15 protein-coding genes are annotated in these 18,723 nt (G+C 59.7%); 10 read left to right on the top strand and 5 right to left on the bottom strand.

All coding sequences use genetic code 11. From position 1 onward, the window contains the following. Positions 1-23 precede the first annotated feature (23 nt). From ABNF92_RS08465 to ABNF92_RS08435, 7 genes are all read left to right on the top strand, one after another. Positions 24-2,882, top strand: coding sequence for a class I adenylate cyclase (locus ABNF92_RS08465; RefSeq protein WP_349343898.1), 2,859 nt, complete (start codon positions 24-26; stop codon positions 2,880-2,882). A gap of 66 nt (positions 2,883-2,948) precedes the next feature. Beyond that, positions 2,949-3,110, top strand: coding sequence for a lipoprotein (locus tag ABNF92_RS08460; RefSeq protein WP_228744417.1), 162 nt, complete (start codon positions 2,949-2,951; stop codon positions 3,108-3,110). 41 nt (positions 3,111-3,151) lie between these two features. Then, positions 3,152-4,402: a diaminopimelate decarboxylase gene (lysA, locus tag ABNF92_RS08455; RefSeq protein WP_222466036.1), complete on the top strand. Its 1,251-nt coding sequence runs from the start codon at positions 3,152-3,154 to the stop codon at positions 4,400-4,402. A 14-nt stretch (positions 4,403-4,416) separates the two neighbouring features. Next, the gene (gene dapF, locus ABNF92_RS08450) at positions 4,417-5,331 is read left to right on the top strand and encodes a diaminopimelate epimerase (RefSeq protein ID WP_209399054.1); all 915 of its coding nucleotides are present in this window, start codon (positions 4,417-4,419) and stop codon (positions 5,329-5,331) included. A gap of 16 nt (positions 5,332-5,347) precedes the next feature. Continuing rightward, the gene (locus tag ABNF92_RS08445; protein WP_069184736.1) at positions 5,348-6,094 is read left to right on the top strand and encodes a DUF484 family protein; all 747 of its coding nucleotides are present in this window, start codon (positions 5,348-5,350) and stop codon (positions 6,092-6,094) included. A gap of 28 nt (positions 6,095-6,122) precedes the next feature. Beyond that, positions 6,123-7,055, top strand: coding sequence for a tyrosine recombinase XerC (gene xerC / locus ABNF92_RS08440; protein ID WP_069184829.1), 933 nt, complete (start codon positions 6,123-6,125; stop codon positions 7,053-7,055). A gap of 68 nt (positions 7,056-7,123) precedes the next feature. Next, on the top strand, positions 7,124-8,611 hold the full coding sequence (locus ABNF92_RS08435) for a diguanylate cyclase (RefSeq protein WP_349343897.1): 1,488 nt from the start codon (positions 7,124-7,126) through the stop codon (positions 8,609-8,611). Here ABNF92_RS08435 and ABNF92_RS08430 read toward each other — a convergent pair. Continuing rightward, the gene (locus tag ABNF92_RS08430; protein ID WP_069184830.1) at positions 8,605-8,838 is read right to left on the bottom strand and encodes a DUF2789 domain-containing protein; all 234 of its coding nucleotides are present in this window, start codon (positions 8,836-8,838) and stop codon (positions 8,605-8,607) included. The two genes, ABNF92_RS08435 and ABNF92_RS08430, sit on opposite strands and share 7 nt — an antisense overlap. Before the next feature lie 96 nt (positions 8,839-8,934). On the opposite strand from ABNF92_RS08430, the gene ABNF92_RS08425 reads away from it, so the two are divergent. Beyond that, positions 8,935-11,736, top strand: coding sequence for a transporter substrate-binding domain-containing protein (locus tag ABNF92_RS08425; protein ID WP_349343896.1), 2,802 nt, complete (start codon positions 8,935-8,937; stop codon positions 11,734-11,736). Positions 11,737-11,749: 13 nt separating this feature from the next. Here ABNF92_RS08425 and ABNF92_RS08420 read toward each other — a convergent pair whose 3' ends face one another. Then, a complete protein-coding gene (locus ABNF92_RS08420; RefSeq protein ID WP_349343895.1) occupies positions 11,750-12,115 on the bottom strand; it encodes a hypothetical protein in 366 nt (121 codons plus the stop codon). A 218-nt stretch (positions 12,116-12,333) separates the two neighbouring features. Between ABNF92_RS08420 and ABNF92_RS08415 the strand changes: the two genes are divergently transcribed. Both ABNF92_RS08415 and ABNF92_RS08410 read left to right on the top strand, forming a co-directional pair. Further along, on the top strand, positions 12,334-12,939 hold the full coding sequence (locus tag ABNF92_RS08415) for a hypothetical protein (RefSeq protein WP_349343894.1): 606 nt from the start codon (positions 12,334-12,336) through the stop codon (positions 12,937-12,939). 7 nt (positions 12,940-12,946) lie between these two features. After that, a complete protein-coding gene (locus ABNF92_RS08410; protein WP_349343893.1) occupies positions 12,947-15,163 on the top strand; it encodes a patatin-like phospholipase family protein in 2,217 nt (738 codons plus the stop codon). A 6-nt stretch (positions 15,164-15,169) separates the two neighbouring features. On the opposite strand, the gene ABNF92_RS08405 is transcribed toward ABNF92_RS08410, so the two are convergent. From ABNF92_RS08405 to ABNF92_RS08395, 3 genes are all read right to left on the bottom strand, one after another. Next, positions 15,170-15,847 (bottom strand): GntR family transcriptional regulator, encoded by a 678-nt coding sequence (locus tag ABNF92_RS08405; protein WP_069184741.1) that lies wholly within the window; start codon positions 15,845-15,847, stop codon positions 15,170-15,172. 83 nt (positions 15,848-15,930) lie between these two features. Continuing rightward, the gene (gene cls, locus ABNF92_RS08400) at positions 15,931-17,361 is read right to left on the bottom strand and encodes a cardiolipin synthase (protein ID WP_349343892.1); all 1,431 of its coding nucleotides are present in this window, start codon (positions 17,359-17,361) and stop codon (positions 15,931-15,933) included. After that, on the bottom strand, positions 17,361-18,443 hold the full coding sequence (locus ABNF92_RS08395; RefSeq protein ID WP_291905748.1) for an AraC family transcriptional regulator: 1,083 nt from the start codon (positions 18,441-18,443) through the stop codon (positions 17,361-17,363). Before ABNF92_RS08395 ends, cls begins: the two co-directional genes overlap by 1 nt. Between the last annotated feature and the right edge of the window lie 280 nt (positions 18,444-18,723).

Genomic DNA, 18,723 nt, shown 5'->3' with positions numbered 1-18,723 from the left:
AAGAACCTCTCTGCGGAGCCGCCTTGACCGCCCACGTTGCCCCGATTTCCCTCGACTTTGAGGAGGGAATAGATCGCAAGACCCTCCGTCGTCTGAGGGACCGGTTTCTACTGGTCAATCAGCAGCGCTGGAATCGCGCCCATTCGGCGTTGTCCTATCGCCAGCAGATGGTGCTGGAAATTCTGCCTCTGGCGTTTCATCTCAACCATCCCGCGTTGCCCGGTTATCTGGACAGCGATTGCCCTTATGGTTTCAGTAATTACAAACCTTCGCCGGCCACGATCAATGCGGCGCGGCGGCTGGCCCGAACCTTTTCGCTGAAGGATGAGGGCAAGCGCAAGCCGGATCTGGACGCCGTATTCCTGATGGGCAGCCCGGGAACCCTGGGTCACTCCGTGGCCAGTGACCTCGATGTCTGGCTCTGCCACCGCAGCGATTTGCCGGAGCGGGGCATTCGCTGTCTTGAACGCAAGGCCACCAAGCTGACCCGCTGGGCGGAATCGTTTGGTGTGGAGCTTCATGTTTTCGTTTTCTGTGCCTCGGACTGGCGGGCCGGCCGACAGCGGGCGGAAGTAACCGGCGAAAACTGTGGCAGTGCCCAGCATTTCCTGCTTCTGGATGAGTTCTACCGGACCAGCATCCATCTGGCCGGCGCGTGGCCCATGTGGTGGCTGATTCCCCCGGAACAGGAGCACAACTACGACGACTGCATGCGCAAGCTGGTCGATTTCCGGTTTGTGCGCGCCGAGGATTACATCGATTTTGGCCCGGTACCGGGGATCCCCGAGGCAGAATTTCTTGGTGCCGGTGTCTGGCAGCTGTACAAGGGAATTGACGCGCCCTGGAAGTCGATCCTCAAGCTGCTTCTGATCGAATGCTATGCGCGCACCACCGGCGAGGTCTTGTTGTCCGCCGAGTTCAAGCGGGCCGTGTTCCGGGGAGAGACCGATGCCGACAGCCTCGACCCTTACGTCATGCTTTACAGCCGCCTTGAAGGCTGGCTTGCCGGGCCAGAAGTGGCCTCGAGACTGGACCTGATCCGTCGGAGCCTGTACCTGAAAGCCGGTTTGCCGCTGACCCGGTCGGAGGCTTCAGGGGAGCAGTGGCGCGCTCGCCTGTTGCGCCAGCTAGTGACAGATTGGGGCTGGTCCGAGAGTACGCTTTCAGAGCTGGACGAGCGTCAGCGCTGGCGGGCGGAGGATGTCACCACCTTGCGCCGAACCATTGTCAACGAATTGACTCATAGTTACCGGTTGCTGTCGAAAATGGCCAGGGAACATGGCCAGCGGGCTGCTATCAGTGCCAACGATATCAACCTCTTGGGCCGCAAACTCTATGCGGCATTTCAGCGCAAAGCCGGCAAAATTGAGCAGATCAACCCCGGACTGGCTCCTTCACTGGCCGAGGAAAACCTGGCGTTCCATCATCAATCGGAGCAGGGTGGCGATTCCAATGGCTGGCTCCTGTATCGGGATCTGGAAGATCCGGCCGATGCGTTCTGGCAACCCGTCATTCGTCGCTCGGGTAATCTGGCGGAACTGATGGTCTGGTGCTACTGCAATGGTCTGCTGACAAGATCGACACGACTGAATGTACGTTCGGGAACCAGCATTGCCTCGGTCAGCGAATTGCGGGAAATGCTGGACGCGCTGTCCGCGTTCCTGCCCTTTCCGGTTCCGCCGGCCGAGCGGGAGGCGCTGTCCCGGGGTGTTCGCCCCCTTAGAAACCTGCTGCTGGTCAACGTGGGTGTCGATCCCCAGGCGCACCTCACGGAAAAGGGGCTCCACAAGCTCAGCTCGCGACATGATTCTCTTGGTTTCAGTGGCGGTCGGGAGAATCTGGTGATCAGCATCGACCAGATCACCTTCAACAGCTGGCACGAGGTGAGTCTGCAACACTACGCGGCCGGCGACACCCTGATCCAGTGCCTGAAGAATATTCTTGCCTCGGTGGCAGCAAATCCGGCTGAACTGCCAGGCGTTCAGGTGCACTGCCACAACCGGGGCCACGGTTCCGCGATTGCCCGCCGGGTTCAGGAACTGTTTGCCGATGTGCTCAGACCCTTCTTCGCCGGCGGTGCCGGCCCGCATCCGCTGCGCTATGTGATCGAGATGGATCGACGCTACTTCCTGCTCCAGTTCAATGGCCTGGAGCCGGGATTCGTGGCCCTGGAGAGTTTTGAAGCGTTGATGGAGCATCTGGCAATGCCCCAGGAACGTTACCTGCCGGTGGTGTTTGATCGTTATGCGCTGCAGGAGGAGCCGGCCCTGCGGGCGGTTTGCCTGGCCAGCGAACCGGATAATATCCAGGTGTTCTACCGGATTCTGGGTGACCGGGCGCGGCTCTGGGTGGTTGATGAGCTGGGTTCGGTGTTCAGCTGGGAGCAGGCGGTGACCAGCCGCCGGCACCTCCTGGTACCGGTTCTGCGGTTTCTGGATAACCTGATTGAGCGGAGGCTGCTGCGCCACACCGAATCGGCCGGAGTAGTTGCAGGCGTTCAGTGTTACGAAATCATCCGGCGTGACGGGACCTGGCGCGCCGAATACCGTCCCGAATCGGATTCGGGCGTACCCCTGCCCGGGTTTGAGGTTCAGGCCGTGGGTATCCATGAGGGGGACAGTCGGCTGCGATTCGACATCTTTTGCGGTGACCAGGAATTCAGCGTACAGGAGTATGGTGACCAACTGATTCCGGCGGTGGCCCACTACATCCGGTCCCTGCGCCAGAGTGACGAGGGTTACCCGGTGTACCTGACCGACGTCCATCTGCCCCACGACCTCGACCCGCGTGTCTATCAGCAGGACATCCAGACCAGTCAGTACCTCTATTACCGGTCTGTACTGGAGGACTCTTTGAACCGGCACCTTGCAAACGCGCGCTGACCTCGCGGCCCGGGGCGGGTGTCAGGTATACTGCGTCCATAGTGAACTCAGGGGTAGGTAGCCGATATGCGAGCGTGGACTCTGCCGATCATGGTGCTGATACTGGCTCTGACTGTGAGCGGTTGCGGCCAGAAAGGTCCGTTGTACCGTGACAGTCAGGCCGCATCTGCGAATTCCGCGGCGGATTCCGCCCAGGAGCCGTCAGACAGGGAAGAAAACCGCGAGTAGCGCGCCGGCCTCCCGACCCCGTACAACGAATCAGGAAACTCATGGATCATTTCAACTACCGCGACGGCGAGCTCTACGCCGAGGATGTCCCTGTCTCTGCCATTGCCGATCGTTTTGGCACTCCGGCCTATGTTTACTCCCGCGCGACGCTCGAGCGGCACTATCGGGCCTACGACGATGCCCTTCGGGATCATCCGCATCTGGTGTGCTACGCGGTAAAAGCCAACAGCAATCTGGCCGTGCTGAATGTTCTAGCCCGGCTCGGTGCCGGCTTCGATATTGTTTCGGCCGGTGAGCTGGAGCGGGTGTTGAAAGCCGGTGGCGACCCATCACGGGTGGTCTTCTCCGGCGTCGGCAAGCAGGAGTGGGAAATGAAGCGGGCGCTCGAGGTGGGCGTACGCTGTTTCAATGTCGAATCCGACACCGAACTGGACCGGCTCAATGCCGTGGCGGGCGAGCTCGGCGTGAAGGCACCGGTTTCTCTGAGGGTGAACCCGGATGTTGATGCCGGTACCCATCCCTACATTTCCACGGGCCTGAAAGAGAACAAGTTCGGCATCGACATTGCCGAAGCCCCACAGGTGTATGCCCGTGCCGCCGGTATGCCGAATCTCGAAGTGAAGGGTGTTGACTGCCACATTGGTTCCCAGTTGACCAGTGTGTCACCGTTCCTGGACGCCCTTGACCGTGTGCTGGCCCTGATTGATTCCCTGGCGGAGCAGGGCATTCACATCCATCATCTGGATATGGGCGGTGGCCTGGGTGTTACCTATAATCAGGAGCAGCCGCCGCAGCCATCGGACTATGTGAAAGCGCTGGCCGAGCGCATGGGTGACCGGAAGCTGGAGCTGATTCTCGAGCCGGGCCGTTCCATTGCCGCCAATGCCGGCATTCTGTTGACCAGGGTCGAGTTCCTGAAGTGCACCGAGCATCGGAACTTTGCCATCATTGATGCCGCGATGAATGATCTGATTCGTCCGGCCCTGTACAGCGCCTGGCAGGCGATCATTCCGGTCAGGCCGCATCAGGAAGGCGAGGAAAAGGCCTGGGATCTGGTCGGCCCGGTGTGTGAAACCGGCGACTTCCTGGGCAAGGATCGTCATCTGCGCCTCCAGGCGGGGGATCTGCTGGCAGTTCGCTCTGCCGGTGCCTACGGGTTCGTCATGAGTTCCAATTACAACACGCGGAACCGGCCGCCGGAACTGATGGTCGATGGCGACCAGGTGCATGTGGTTCGTCGCCGTGAAACTCTCGAAGACCAGCTCGCACCCGAGAGCTGCCTTCCTGAATGAGCGGGGGCGAGGAGATGACACAGCAACGCCGGAATCAGGGCCCCACGCTTCGGTTCACCAAGATGCATGGGCTGGGCAACGATTTTATGGTGGTGGATGCCATCAGCCAGCCGTTCCGTCTGCGGCCGGAGATGATCCGGGAACTGGCCAACCGGAATTTCGGGATTGGCTTCGACCAGCTGCTGGTGGTGGAGCCGCCCGGTCTGCCGGATGTCGATTTCCGTTATAGAATTTTCAATGCGGACGGATCCGAGGTGGAGCAGTGCGGCAACGGGGCCCGGTGTTTCGCGCGATTCGTTCGCGACCAGCGCCTGACCAATAAAAAAGTCATCCGGGTTCAGACCGCGAAAGGCGTGATTGAGCTTCGCGTGGGGCGCGAAGGCATGGTCATGGTTAACATGGGTGTGCCCGAGTTCAATCCGCCGGCGATTCCGTTTGCCGCCGACCGCCGCAAGGACGTCTACACCGTGGATGTCGATGGCCAGACAGTGGAACTGAGCGCCCTGTCCATGGGTAATCCCCATGGCGTATTGCTGGTTGAGGATGTGGAACAGGCGCCGGTGGAAACGCTGGGGCCCAAGCTCGAGCGCCATCCCCGATTCCCGGCCAGGGCCAATATCGGGTTCTTGCAGATCCTCGACCGCACTCATGTTCGCCTCCGGGTATTTGAGCGCGGTTCCGGCGAGACCCTGGCCTGTGGCAGCGGCGCCTGTGCCGCGGTTGTTGCCGGCTGCTTGCGTGGTCTGTTGGACTCCCGCGTGGAGGTGGAGTTGAGGGGTGGCAAACTGGTCATCGAATGGCAGGGTGAGGGGTCCCCTGTTATGATGGAAGGGCCTGCAACCAGTGTATTTGAGGGGCAGTTGAGGCTGCCGGGTGAATCTGGTGGTCGCCGCCGCAGGAGCGGTCGCCCCCATAAACAAAGATCCTGACAGCCAGGAGTACTCCATGACAGAACAAACGGCCCGACAGAAGGCCGGTGAGCTCACGCGGGAAGAGGTGGCGGACTACCTGCGAGCCAACCCCGATTTCTTTATCGATCAGGACGAACTGCTGCGCAGTCTTACCCTGCCACACGACAGTGGTCGGGCGATTTCCCTTGTGGAGCGCCAGGTGCATCTGTTTCGGGAGCAACGGGACACTCTGCGCAGGGAGCTGGTGGAGCTGGTGTCCATCGCCCGCCACAATGACCGGTTGTTCGAGAAGAGCAAGCGCTTACTGATGCAGGTGATTGAGGCCCGGACCCTCAACGACATGGCCTCGGCCATTGACGACAGCATCCGCGGCGATTTCGGCCTCGACGCTGCCTCCGTACTGTTGTTCACCGATGTCGAACTGCCCGAGGCCTCCCAGGGTGCATTGCATGTGGTGAGTCCCTCCGTGGCCCGTGAGCGACTGGGTAGCCTGCTGGAAGGCGAGAGGGCCGTATGCGGCCAGTTCCGTGAGAGCGAGCGGGAGTTTCTGTTCCCGGACCGGGAAGAACCGATTGCCTCCGTGGCGCTGGTACCGCTCAGACATGATGAGCTGGTAGGTGTGTTTGCGGTCGGCAGTTGCCAGCCGGGCTATTTTGACCAGAGCATGGGATCGCTGTTTCTGAGTTACATCAGTGATACCCTCAGCCGCCTCCTGCCCCCCATGGTGCAGCGGCACACCATGGCTGCGCCGGTCACCGATATGGCGACGGAGTCCCGCTAGGGTGTCAGCGGTTCCGGAGCGTCCTTCGGTGCCCCAGGAGCTTGTCGGGCCGCTGACGGAATTTATCCGGCATCTGGCTTCTGAAAAACGTCATTCCCCCAGAACCTGCGAAAGCTACCAGCGCGATCTGCAACGTCTGGCAAGCTGGCTGAGCCAGAGCGGGTTAACCGCCTGGCACCGGGTCACCAATCACGATCTGCGCCGCTATGTGGCAACGCTCAGCCGGGAGGGTCTGTCAGGCCGGAGCATTGCCCGGCACCTTTCCGCGACCCGACGTTTTTACCAGTTCCTGCTCAGGGAGAAACTGGTCTCGGATAATCCGGCGCTGGATATCCGTGCCCCCAAGAGTGGTCGGCGCTTGCCTCGAGTGGCAGACGTGGATCAACTGAATCATCTGCTGGACTGTCAGCCGGACGACCCCCTGGAGGTCCGCGACCTGTGCATGTTCGAGCTAATGTACTCCTCTGGCCTGCGGCTGGCGGAGCTGGCAAGCCTGGATCTCGATACCGTCGATCTGCGCGGTGGAGAAGTCCGTGTGCTGGGTAAGGGCGGCAAGGAGCGGCTGCTGCCCGTGGGGCGCAAGGCAATTGCCGCCATTCAGGCCTGGCTGCAGCACAGAGCCGCGCTGGCCAGTGACGGTGAAGCCGCGTTGTTTGTCAGCCAGCGGGGCGAGAGGCTCAGCCACCGCAGTATCCAGGCCCGCCTGAGCCGCTGGGGTATCAGCCGCGGTGCCGACCAGAAACTCCATCCCCACATGCTGCGACACTCCTTTGCCAGCCACATGCTTGAATCCAGTGGTGACCTGCGGGCCGTACAAGAGTTACTGGGGCACGCCGACATTGCCACAACCCAGGTCTATACTCATCTTGATTTTCAACATTTGGCACGGGTTTATGACCAGAGTCACCCCAGGGCGCGTCGCGATAAGTATCATGGCAAGACCAGTGACGAGAGTTCCTGAAACCGGCAACAGGCAGTTCAGGCGTTTTCAAACATCAACAGTACAGCAAGGATAGGCGGGAGCGCTTCATGGCATCGGATCAGTCCTGGAAGGATAAATACCTTCGGGAACTCGAGTCTGCAGAAAACCGGGAAAAGCAGTGGAAGGCCGAGCGTAATACCCTTGAGCGCATGTTGGTTCGAACCAGTCTGGCATCGGAAGGCCAAACGCCGGAACTGGACCGCCTGTTGGTGCGAATTCGCAAGGACCTGCGGAAGAACCGGGTGGATGTGGAAGCCTGGAAGGAATTGCAGGATCAGATTGACCGTCAGGTCGCCCTGCTCGACGAGCGTCAGCCTGCCAACGACAGGAAGCCTTCCTTTTTCACCCGCAAGGCCCGGGAGCCAGAGCCACAGCAGCAGCAACAACAGACGGTCCCCGAATCTCAGCCCGAGAGCCCTGAACAGGCTGAGGCAGTGCCGGGCAATGCCCGGGATATCGAGGACAATGCCCAGCGATTGCGCATTGCCCGCCGGGTAGGCCAGCTGTTGGGACAGATGCTGACCCAGGTCTCTCTGGAGCCTGCAGCCGAGTCACGGGCTCGCGCTCTGCAGCAGTCTCTGCTGGCCAGTAATGATTGGGATGAGCTGCGGGAAGGGCTGAACCAGGTGGCAGAGCTGGTGATAGCTGCCGTCACCCGGAGCAAACGCGAATTCGAGGCCTTTCTTAAACGACTGGACGAGCGCCTGGAGGTGCTTCGGGAGCATTTTGCTGTCCAGTCCTCGGCCCAGTCCGGCCGTCTGGATGCCTCAGAACACCTGGATCGGGAAATCCGTGAGGAAATCGAGCGGGTAGGTCAGCGCTTGCAGGAAAGTGATGATCTGCAGGACCTCAAACAGTCGGTCAGCCGTCACCTAGAATCCATTGGCCAGGCGGTCGGTCGCTTTCGAACCCAGGAGTCGGAGCGCGAGCGTGCGCTTTCCGAGCAGCTTGAGGCAATGCAAGAGAAAGTAGCCGCCATGGAAGCTCATTCCGAGCAGATGCAGGAGCAGGTCCGCAAGGAGCGATTGCGTGCAATGACCGATCTGCTTACCGAGTTGCCTAATCGTGAAGCCTGGCAGGAACGCCTCTCATTCGAATACAACCGCTGGCAACGTTACAGCCATCCTTTGACCGTGGGTGTGCTGGATATTGATCTGTTCAAGCGGATCAACGATTCCTATGGCCACAAGGCGGGGGACCGGGTACTGCAACTGGTTGCAAGGGAGTTCAGAGAGCGCCTGCGCACCACTGATTTTGTGGCCCGTTTTGGCGGCGAGGAATTCGTGGTGCTGTTTCCAGAGACCGAGCCGGCAGACGCCAGCGTAGTCGTCGATAAATTGCGGGAGCATGTCCGCAAGCTGCCGTTCCATTTCCGGGGCGAGCCGGTGAGTGTGACCTTCTCGGCGGGTCTGGCAGGGTTTATTGCCGGCGACACCGAAGAGTCAGTGTTTGACCGCGCTGACCGCGCCCTCTATCAGGCCAAGGACGCGGGCCGCGATCAGGTCATGATCGGCGATAGCACCGCCGGTCAGTGACGCATCATCGCGTCCAGTTCGTCGATCACCTCTGCCCAGTCGCTGTCCTCCTCGAGGCCTTCTTCCAGGAAGTGGGACTGGCTTTCGGACCAGATGGGCGCGTCCTGGATGGCAACTTCGCTGGGCAGGGGCGAGTATTTTGCAACGAAATCCTCGATGCTTTTGGCGTCAGACGCCAGGCCAAGTTGTTCGAACAGGGTGCTGAGGGTGTGTTTGCTGGTATCCATGGACATTCGTCTCCCGATGACCGTTTGGCTGAATGAAATCAATGGCGTTTGCAGGTATTGTTCCCTGAAATGTAGCGGAACCCCTAAGGATATCCAGTGAAGGTTACCCTTGCCTTTTTACTATGCTGCCTGCTGGCGCTGTTTCAATCCCCGGTACGGGCGGAACCGCCACAAGCATCACCGGCCCCCGTGCTCGGCAAGCAGGAGCTGACCTGGCTGGAAGACCAGGAGCGTTTTCGCATTGGCCTGCGGAGTGACCAGGTGCCGCTGGTTTTCGATACCGGTAACGGTGTCCTGGCCGGGACCTACATTGATTACCTCGCCCGCCTGTCGGATAAGCTTGGCGTCACCATGGAGCCGGTTGTCCTGGAATCAGGGCGGGAAACCGGCCCTGTTCAGAGTGAGTTGGCAACCGATGCGGTTCTGACCACCCGGATGCCCGGAATGCCGGTGGTCCCCGGCCAACGCTTTACCGACCCGCTGATGTCCCTCACTTACGGCCTGTTCGTCAGCGCTGGCGATGCTGCCATTCGCACTCTGGCCGATCTGGAAGGCAGCCGGATTGCCGTGATCGCCGGTGATCCGAACCAATACCCCATTCTCGATCCGGTTGAAGAGTTCACGCCGGTTCCGGTTGGCAATGTCAGCGAAGCCGTCGGGCAGATTCTTTCCGGGCAGGCCGATGCTTTTCTCGCCCCAGTGCCTTTGGTTTCCGATTACCTGCAGTCGGCCATGGTGAACGGCATTGGTCTGTCGGTTCTGCTCGACAACAATACGGTGGATGTGGTGTTGCAGGTGGATACTGATCGGGATCGACTTTATCAGGTGCTGAACAGGGCCATTGCTGCGATCAGTCACCATGAACACCGCACCATCCGCCAGTCCTGGCTTCAGGCCGATCAGCCGGCGATGGAGCGAAGCGGGCTCGAGCTCTCTGAATCGGACATCGACTGGCTCAAGCGCCATCCTGATCTGAAGGTCGCTTTCCGCTCGGACTGGCCCCCGTTCGAATATACCCAGGATGGCAGGCCTACCGGCCTGGTTCCGGACTTGCTGACACGGCTCGAAACCGAGCTGAATGTCCGGTTTGCCCGTGCAGTGGCGGGGAGCCGCATGGAGGCTGAAGAACAGCTCCGATCGGGGAAGGTGGATATACTTCCGGGGTTGTCCCGCACACCGCGAACCGAAGACGCTTTTCTGTTTACGAGGGCCTATCTGACCGTGCCCATTGCCCTTGCTATCCGGGATGATGGTCGTTTTATCGGCGATCTTCGCGAACTCCGTAGCGAACGGGTGGGTGTGGTGAACCGGCATGCAGCCCATGACTATCTGCTGATTAACCATCCAAACCTGGACCTGTATCCGATGGATAGTGTGGAGGAAGGTCTTCTGGCGCTGTCCAATGGCGATCTGGACGTCATGGTTACTCACATTCCGGCGGTCAGTTACACCGTTGCAAGGCTGGGGTTGTCGAATCTCAGAATCACGAGTATCACGCCCTACCAGTACGATTTGAGGCTGGCCGTGCGCAAGGACAGTCCGGAACTCCACCGGGTGCTGAACAAGGCGCTGGGCAGTCTCGAGGCCAGCGAAACAGAGTCCATCTACAATCGCTGGATCCACCTGGATATCGAGCAGGAAACGGATTACACCGTGGTTCGGCGGGTGGTGCTGATTGCCATTCTGGTGGTGCTGATTTTCCTGTATTGGAACCGGAAACTTTCACGGGAGGTGGATGAGCGTATCCGTTCCGAGAATGCTCTGCGCCGGAGCGAGGACGAACTGCGCGCCGCCAAACTGGAAGCCGAACGACTGGCCCGGGAAGCGGAGGCGGCCAGCCTGGCAAAGAGTGAGTTCCTGGCCAACATGTCCCACGAAATCCGCACGCCGATGAACGCGGTGATTGGCTACAGCGATCTGCTCAGCAACAGTGTTACCGACCCGCAGCAACGGAACTACCTGGATGCTATCCGGGCGGGAAGCCGGAGCCTGCTGATGCTGATCAATGACATTCTGGACCTGTCCCGGATCGAAGCAGGAAAGATGAGGCTCGACTATTCCGCGGTGTCGGTGCGTCGTCTCCTGGACGATGTTCGCCATATCTTCGATCTGCGGGCCCGCGAGCAGGGCATCACTCTGGAAGTGAGTGTCGACTCACGTATGCCCGCTGCCATGATGCTGGACGAGACCCGTCTTCGGCAGGTCCTGTTCAACCTGGTCGGCAATGCCATCAAGTTTACCCATGATGGTGGTGTGACGGTTCGAGCCACCGCGAAGCCGCTCAAAAAACGATCCGACAGCGTGGAACATAGCACAGAGGCCCCGGAACGCCAGTTCTACAAACTGGTGGTTACGGTCAGCGATACCGGTATTGGCATTCCACCGGACCAGGTTGACCGGATCTTTGATGCCTTTGAGCAGCAGGAGGGGCAGAATACCCGGCGCTATGGTGGTACCGGTCTCGGATTGGCCATCAGCCGGAAACTGGCCCGGATGATGGGCGGGGAGCTGGAGGTGGAGAGTGAACCGGGCACAGGGTCGGTCTTTACGGTAACGCTGCCACGGGTAGAAGCGACGGTGGAGCAGGCGGAAGACGAGGGAGCGCCGAAGGAATCCGAACGACTGCTGGCCCAGACCCTCAGCATGCAGGAACGGGGTTGGCTCAGGGAACAGCTGGCGGCTGACTTCGGTGATGAGTGGGAGTCCGTCAGGGAAAGTGGCGATCCGGAACAGATGAAAGACTTTGCGCGACGGGTACTGGCCTGGGGCCAGCGGTTCCGCTCAAGGTCGGTGACGCGCTACGGGGAAAAGCTGCTGGCGGACGTTGAAGCGTTCAACCTGGATGCGGTCAACAGCGCCCTGGAAGCCTTCCCGAAACTGCTCGGCCGGGAAGAATGAGCTACAGGGCGCCTCAGAGGCAGTCGAACTGCGAACGACGGTCGAAAGCGACAGAGACCATGTCGTAGCCTGAATCGGACAGCTGTCGGATCAACTCGCGGTCCTTGAGCAGTGTCATGCAGACCTTGTGTACACTGGCCTGAAGTTGTTCCGATTCCATGTCATTCGACGCCAGTCGGAAATCGACAATCAGGTACTTCCGGTCAACCGCCGCGCTGGCAGGGATATCCTGTCGTTCAACGCTCTCGTAACCGATATAAGTCGCCTGGGCTTCCGGGAACACCCGGCTCATGAGCACGTCGAGGTTTTCACCATGAGCGAGAGGCGCCGACAGCAACAGGGCTGCGACGACGAGGCGAAGCGAATGTTTTATAGTCATTGGAGGCCACTCCCTGGTGACAATCCGGTCAGTCTGTAACCAAGTGTAAAGTTTGGTTACTGATGATTATTGCAGAGTCTGTCGCATTTTGCGCGATATGTGACATAAATTTTTCAATTGTTTGCACTCTCGATACAGTGATGGAGGGGGTCTCGGGCTCCCTGTGCGCGACACGATCAACTATGATGTAAAAAAGAAGGACGTTAAGAGGAAAACGCATGTTTCAGCTTGTCTTTAAAGGGGAATGCGTTCCCGGAACGGATCTGGAAACCGCGCGCAATAACGCCCGCACGCTGTTCAAGGCCTCGCTTGAGCAGGTCGACCGTATGTTCAGTGGTCAGCCGGTGGTTATTCGTAACAAGCTGGAAGAGGTTCAGGCCGAAAAGTACCGTGCGGTTCTGAGGAAGCACGGCATGGTCGCTTACGTCCAGCCGATGGCTGACGCCCGTCCTGCCTCCAATGCTGCACCCAAGCCCAGGCCTGCGGCGCCGGCAGACCAGCCCAATCAGCAGCAGGAGTCTGTAGCTCCTCCGGCGGAAGCAAAGCGCGGTGGAGTCCCCGAAACCGAACCCGGCGATCGCCTGCCGGTGGCGGGCGAAAAGGTGGATACCATTCTCTCCGGCTCCGGTCTGAGCCTGGATCCGGTCGGAGTCACCCTGGCAGAGAGTACCGAAGTGGAACCTCCCATGTTCCAGCATCTGGACGAGTGGAGTCTGGCGCCGCCCGGCAGTGACCTGGGCGTGGAGCGCGACCTGCCCCCGCCGGTGGTACCCGATGTGTCCCATCTCTCGCTGGCGGACGACGATTCCCCCGAGCGGAAATGAGCCAGCTGTGAATCGGCGCAACCGTTGGGCAACGATTGCGCCCTGGCTACTGACCGCGATCCTGCTTCTTCTGGCACCATTGGCGCCGGCTGAGGAACGCCTCCGGGTGGGGCTGGTGCTCAGCGGCGGTGGCGCCAAGGGGATGGCCCATGTGGGCGTGCTCAGGGTGCTGGAGGAAATGCGGATTCCCGTTGACCTTGTGGTAGGCACCAGTGCCGGTTCTGCGGTGGGCGCCCTTTATGCCAGTGGTATGCCGGTCAGTGACATCGAGCAGCGCTTTATCGAGATGGACTGGCTTTCCAGCTTTCGAGACGACCCTGGTCGAGTCTACAAACCGGTTCGGCGAAAGCAGGATGACTGGCGGTTTCCGGTGGTACCGGGAATTGGTGTTCGCGCCGATGGCCTGCATGTCGGTGGTGGGCTGATCGCCGGCCAGAACCTTGGGTTCATCCTCAACGAGTTGACGCGCAACGCTGCCCTGGTTGAGGATTTTGACCGGCTTCCCATTCCATTCCGGGCCGTTGCCACGGACCTGGAAACCGGCGAGCAGGTGGTTATCGGTGAGGGCAACCTGTCCGAGGCCATTCGGGCCAGCATGAGCATTCCAGGCGTTTATGCGCCAGTGGAGCGTAATGGCCAGCTGCTGGTGGACGGTGGCGTAGCCAATAACCTGCCAGTCAGCGTTGCACGGGAAATGGGCGCTGACGTCATCATCGCCATAGATATTACCGACAGCCTGATGCAGACCGACGAACTGCGGGGCGCCTTTTCCGTGGTCGGTCAGCTCACAACCATCATGACCCGACGAAACACCGATCAGCAGCTGGATTTGCTGGCTGAAGGTGATGTTCTGATACGACCGGACCTGGAAGGTTACACCTCTGCCGATTTCTACGATGCGCCGGTACTGTTTGAGCTGGGTGCCAGCACCGCCAGGGAGCATGGGGTCGAATTGCGGCCATTATCCGTCTCCCGCAAGGCGTGGGCAGCCTGGCGAGATAGCATAGCGGCGCAGGACGCCGGCGTAGAGATTATTTCACGCATCGACATCGAAGACAGTCGTCGGCTGGCCCGCGACTTTCTCAAAGAGCGAATCCGACAGAGAACCGGCGAGCCCCTGAATACCGCGCAGCTGGAGGCCGATCTCAAACGAATCTATGGCCTCGGTTACTACGAAATCGTGTCGTACTCCACGTCCTCGTCGCCCGACGGTACGGTTCTGACCATCCGTGTCCAGGAGAAGAGCTGGGGGCCAAACTACCTGTCTTTCGGACTCAACTATGAGGACAACTTTGACGGGGAGACCCGTTTCAATCTGGCCTCGTCGCTTCGCATGACCGAGTTGAACGCGCTGGGTGGGGAGTGGCAGACCGGTGTTCAGCTCGGCACCGAACCCTGGCTGCGCACCCAGTGGTATCAGCCCCTGGATTACGGCTATGAACGATTCCTGGTGCTCGGTGGCGAATATTCCCGGGATACCTTCAGCCAGTTCGACGCCTCGGGCACGCGAATAGCGGAGGTGGACGTGACCTTCCGAAAAGCGGATCTGGCTCTGGGTATGGAAATCGGCGGCAATGCCGAGATCCGGCTGATTTATGCCCGGGGCTATGCCACGGTGGATGAGCAGATCGGCCAGCCGGTGGCCCCTGAGGGGTCCGTGCATCAGGGTGGAATGGCCCTGCAACTGGTTCATGATTCGCTGGACGATACCTTTTTCCCGCGGGCTGGTGGCTTCGCCGGCCTTCGGGGGCGTTTTGAGCGAGAAGGTCTGGGATCCGACAGGGAATTCGATTCGGTAACCGGTCTGGCGTTGGGTACCGAGAGTTGGAAGGGGCTGACGTTGACCGGGCTGGTGTATGCCCATGCGGTAACCAAGGGTACGCCAGGCATTGAAAACGCGGTTCGCCTGGGAGGTTTTCGCCGCTTGTCGGCGTACGCGCCCGGCGAAATTACCGGAGACAATGCCCTGATGGTCTCCGCCTATGCCAGCCAGACGTTTGGTGGGCCACTTCTGCCCTGGTTCGTGGGTGCCGGATTCGAGGCGGGCAATGCCTGGTCTTCGCTGGATGCTGCCAGCTGGGACAGCTCGGTTAAATCCTCCAGTGTGTTTGCCGGTGTGGATACCTTTCTAGGCCCGGTACAACTGGCCGCCGCCTACAACAACGAGGACAATTGGACGGCCTACCTCAATATCGGTTTCTCGTTCACCCAGCTGTTTTACTGAGGCCCATCACGCGGTCTTGTTGCCGGTCTTTTCGATGGCGGTGAGAACCTGCTGACACTGTTGCAGAGCGAAGCGGTGCAGTATTTCCGCCAGGCGGTCTTCATCCCGGTCCTTGATCGCGCTGATGGATTGCTCCATGTGCGACAGGTTGTCTTCAAGCACCTGGTTGCCTCCCTGTTGGAAGGCGACGAAGGCACAGCGCTTGGCCGACGGCCAGAGGTCATCAATGGCGGAGACAATAAAGTAGTTGTCGGCATAGGCCAGCGATGCCTTGGTGTATTCAATGCCCAGTTCCAGGAAGGCCATCAGATCGTTTTTATCGTAGCAGGCCTTCATCTGGTCATAGAGACTTTCCAGCCTGGCCATATCATCAGCCTGCCAGTTGCGAACCAGCTTGCGGCCGGTGTGGGTGAGATACAGTTCCAGGGTTTCGTAGAGGCTGCGAACGAAAAACTCGTCCAGGGGTGTCACGAACGCACCCTTGCGCGGAACGTTGCGGACCAGGTGCCGCTTCTCCAGCAGCAACAGCCCTTCCCGGATGGATCCGTGGCTGACATCCATCTGCTTGGCCATGGCGCCCTCGTAGATCCGTTCTCCGGATCGGAGCTGGCCAAAGGCAATCAGATTCTCGATGTGGCGGGCGACCTGTTCGGTCAGTGTTTCTCTTGGTTTGAAGGCATTCATGGTGATCTGTCGCTACTGCGTACTGGCTGAATCGTGTAGGCATAGTCGCACATCGGCCATTCCGGAGCCAGTGATCGGAAAGTCTAGAGCAACGGTGCCAGCAGGCGGACTGCACGGCAAGCCAGGCGAAACAGTATGGAGCGGTCCTTGTAATCGCTTTCGGTCATCAGCCGGGAGCTGTCCAGATCCTGTTCCAGCATGGATTCTACGCTGCGAATGAAATGTGGTGCTGTGGTAATGGCGGAGATCTCGAAATTCAGTCGCATGGAGCGGTTATCCATATTGGCCGTTCCCACAGCCGCATAGCGATCATCCACCAGGATCACTTTCTGGTGCATGAAGCCCGGCTGGTAGCGATAGATGCCGATTCCGGTCTTGCAGGCCTGGACCAGGTAGGAGTAGGCGGCCAGACCGATCAGCCGGCTGTCTGATTTCTCCGGAATCAGGATCCTCACGTCAATGCCCCGAAGTGCCGCCAGTTGCAGCGCATTCATGATCTGGAAGTCCGGCACGAAGTAGGGCGAGGCGATCCAGAGCCGGGATCGGGCGTTGTTGATACAGTTCAGGAAGAACAGGGTACAGGTTTCCCAGGTGTCGGCCGGGCCTGTTGGTAGCATCAGCACCTCGTCATTCCCGGGCTGATTGGCGGCCGGCTCCCAGTCAAGGCTGGGAAAATCGTTGCTGGCCCAGTTCCAGTCCTCCAACCACGCCAGCTGCAAGCCGGTAACGGCCGGACCTTCAATCCGGCAATGGGTGTCGCGCCAGGGCTCCTGATCCATGGCGGTGCCAAGGTACTCGTCTCCCAGGTTGATGCCGCCCACAAAGCCGACCTTACCGTCGCAGACCAGCAGCTTGCGGTGGTTCCGGAAATTGATCTGAAACCGCCGCCTGCGGATGTTACCGTCCCCGAACGAGGCAACCCGGGCGCCGGCGGCGGCGAGCTGCTTCAAATAGTTCCTCGGTAGCCAGACGCTGCCAATGTCGTCATACAGAAACCAGACTTCCACCCCCTGGGCCAGTTTGCGTTCAAGAATCGATTTGATTCGACGGCCAACCCGGTCTGACCGCACGATGTAGAATTCCAGCAGGATGTAGTGCTCGGCGTCTTCCATGGCTTCGAACAGGGCGTCGAAGGTGGCTTCGCCGTCCCGCAACAGCGTGCATCGATTGCCGTCGGTAAACGGTTGGCGTCCCAGCCGGCAGAGCACCTGGAGTTCGTCTGTGAAACGGTCGCTGGTAGGGACCGGGATGGAGGTGGTCTGTTGCTCGAACCGGTTCAGCAGGTTGGTCAGTGACCGGTCTCCGAGACGACGAGCCTTCACGTAGCCACCGAAACGATTACGTCCGAACAGGACGAACATGGGGACCGCAACGTAAGGGACTGCGATCAGGCCAATGATCCAGGCGATGGCACCCTGGGTAGTGCGATAGGTCAGCAGAATGCGGTAGACGCAGGCGAATGCGCCCAGGTAAAGAATGCCAACGGCAATCGCAACCAGAGACAGGTCGTCCACTATCGCTCTCCTTTGCTGGTGTCCGGCTCCTGGTGTTCAGCCTCTGGGCTTGCCAGGTGTCTCGCACGGTACTCGGCCGGCGAGGTGCCGGTCCAGCGTTTGAACGCACGGCTGAAGGCGCTGAGTTCAGAGAAACCGAGCAGGAAGGCAATCTCGCCGAGGGCATACTGATCCCCCGCCACATACCTGAGCGCCTTGTCTTGCCGGACCTGTTCCACCAGGCCCTGAAAGCTCAGACCCTCCTTTTTGAGTTTTCGGTACAGAGTCTGTCGGCTCATGTGGCACTGCCGGGCCAGCGTGTCGGCATCAATCTTTTCGGTTGCCATCTGCTTTGATATCAGCCGGTGAATCTTGCGGCCAAAGGAGCGACGGCTCTGCAGCCTGGCCAGCAGGGAATTGACCTGTTTCAGCACGGCTGAATAGACATACGGGTTACGGCGGGGAATCGGATGCCCCAGGTGCCGGCTGTTGAAGGCGAGTCTGGTGATGCCGCAGTCAAACCGGACTGGCCCGCCGAGAAGCTTTTCGTATTCGTGCGCGTACACGGGCGCCGGGTGGGCAATTTCCACCCATTCGGCCTGAATGCCCGGGTGGATGAAATGACGGGTGCGGGTGATAGACGCGGCGAGGGTGCGGTCCATATCCTGCCGGCAGTAATGTTCGGCCCTGTCTGGCTGCCAGCATAGGATGGCCTGGTCAGCGGTCTGCTCGAAGCTCAGGAATACCGACTCATTAATCAGCCGATGCAGGCGGACATATTGGGTAACAGCCTCACCCAGTGTGTCGCAGTTGAAGAATACATGCCCCACCAGTCCCATCCGTTCCGGATCCACAACCTTGCCGGCATGCAGTCCAACGCCAGGGTCGCCCGTAACATACTCTGCGTGCTCCCAGAGCCGGTAGTGGGCATCCGCGGGGACTCGACGGTCCGGGTCGGTAAGTTCCGACATCGTCAGCCCGGTCAGTTGTTCAACGTGTGGGGCATTGAACACGCCCTGTCGCTCAAGGTAATGAACCAGTGCCAGCGTGCTTGAGGCAGCGACCAGGGGAGTGCTGGTGGAATCCGGTTGGGCAGATGTCACGGTATACGGCCTGATAGTTAACGAGCTGTCATGAGGACTGATACAAAATGTCAAGTGTATGCAACCGCCTGTCAACGGTCACCCGTGGCTTGAACGATAACATCAGGGTATCAGGTTGAAGCAATGGAAAGGCAATCAGGAGGTGTTTTATGGAACAGGAAATCTTTGTACCCCATACCGAGCTTGAGCGGAAAAACGTCATCGAGCTTGCAGAGTACCTGAACAGCATCTTCTATTGCTGATTTCTCAGGCTTAACGTCTATGACCTTCATGCCGGGCT

The sequence above is a fragment of the Marinobacter sp. MMG032 genome (assembly GCF_040112695.1).
GTDB lineage: Bacteria > Pseudomonadota > Gammaproteobacteria > Pseudomonadales > Oleiphilaceae > Marinobacter > Marinobacter salsuginis.
The sequence above is the reverse complement of the archived record's forward strand: the minus strand, read 5'-3'. Positions and strand labels throughout refer to the sequence as shown.